The sequence below is a fragment of the Micromonospora sp. NPDC002411 genome (assembly GCF_053592955.1).
Map to the genome: position 1 here is coordinate 1 of NZ_JBSFBM010000631.1, position 1394 is coordinate 1394.

Genomic DNA, 1394 nt, shown 5'->3' on the forward strand with positions numbered 1-1394 from the left:
CGCCGCCGGCGCGCGGGTGGTGGGGCTCGACCTGCACCCTCAGCCCGACGGCGAGTGACACCGCCTGCTCGCACCTCATCTGCCGGAGGACCAGTGCCCCTGCTCTACACCATCGGCAAGCTGACCGTGGCGCCCACGCTGCGGGTGGCGTTCCGCCCGACCGTGGAGGGTCTGGAACACGTGCCGGAGACCGGCGGCGCGATCTTCGCCGGCAACCACCTCTCGGTGGCCGACGAGCTGTTCCTCGGCACGGTCGTGCCCCGACACCTGGCGTTCTGGGCCAAGTCGGAGTATTTCAAGGGCACCGGGGTGAAGGGCGCCATCTCCAAGTTCGTCCTCACCGGCCTGGGTGCCATTCCCGTCGAGCGGGCCGGCGGCCGGGCCGCGCTGTCCGCGTTCGACGCGGCGATCCCGGCGCTCAAGGGCGGCGACCTGGTGGTGGTCTACCCGGAGGGCACCCGTTCACCGGACGGCAAGCTCTATCGGGGACGCACCGGCGCGGCCCGGCTGGCGATCGCCGCCGGTGTGCCGATCATCCCGGTCGGCATGATCGGCACGGACAAGGCGCAGCCGATCGGCGCCCGGGTGCCCCGGCCCGGCATTGCCAAGATCACCGTGCGGTTCGGCAAGCCGTTGGACTTCACGGGCCGGCCGGACGACCGCACCTCGCTGCGGCAGATGACCGACGAGATGATGAGCGAGATCCAGAAGCTCACCGGCCAGGAGTACGTGCCCCGCTACGCCCCGCCCCGCGCCCACCCGGACCCGACCCGCGACGCGTGACTCGTCGGCCGCCGTGGTGTGGCTCAGCCTCGCTCGGGTTGGACGATCTGGATACGCAGAGTGTTCAGCAGCGTGGCGCTGTCGGTGACGGAGAGCCGGGTGAACACCCCGGTGGCGATGCTGCCGTGGTCGACTGAGGTGCAGACCACCACGTCGCTGCCATCGGCCCGGCCGACGGCGCAGCGTTCGTGCCGGCCACGGACACCGGTGTCGACGGTCTCGGCCGTCGCCAGCGCGTAACGGTCGGCGAGTCGGCTGATCTCGGCCTCCGCGTCCGCCTCCGGGGTCAGGCGGAAACCGGTGCCGCCGAAGACGGTCACCCGCTTGCCGTTCGTCGTTGAGTAGACGCCGGCGAACGTGTCCTCGGCCAGCAGGTGCTCGTTGCGTACCTCGTTCTCCAGTTGCTTCGCGGTCTCCGCGCTCCGGTTGTCCTGACGCAGGGTGAGGTCCTCGATCTGCTCCGGCAGCGCGGCGCGGGCCGGGTACTGGGCCGAGATCGGGAAGCCGTAGTAGGCGGGGCAACCACAGCAGCACCACGACCACCGGGCGGCCCTCCGGGTCCAACCCGACCGCGTCGCAGCCGAGGATCATCGGCAGCTGGGCCTCGGTGA

Annotated in this window: 2 protein-coding genes; one reads left to right on the plus strand and one right to left on the minus strand. The window is 71.3% G+C overall.

Features of this window, described 5'->3' with window-relative positions; all coding sequences use genetic code 11:
- Nucleotides 1–93: 93 nt before the first annotated feature.
- The gene (locus ACWCO3_RS34600; RefSeq protein WP_145779371.1) at nt 94–783 is read left to right on the plus strand and encodes a lysophospholipid acyltransferase family protein; all 690 of its coding nucleotides are present in this window, start codon (nt 94–96) and stop codon (nt 781–783) included.
- A gap of 23 nt (nt 784–806) precedes the next feature.
- On the opposite strand, the gene ACWCO3_RS34605 is transcribed toward ACWCO3_RS34600, so the two are convergent.
- Nucleotides 807–1103 (minus strand): hypothetical protein, encoded by a 297-nt coding sequence (locus ACWCO3_RS34605; RefSeq protein ID WP_450014217.1) that lies wholly within the window; start codon nt 1101–1103, stop codon nt 807–809.
- Nucleotides 1104–1394: the final 291 nt, after the last annotated feature.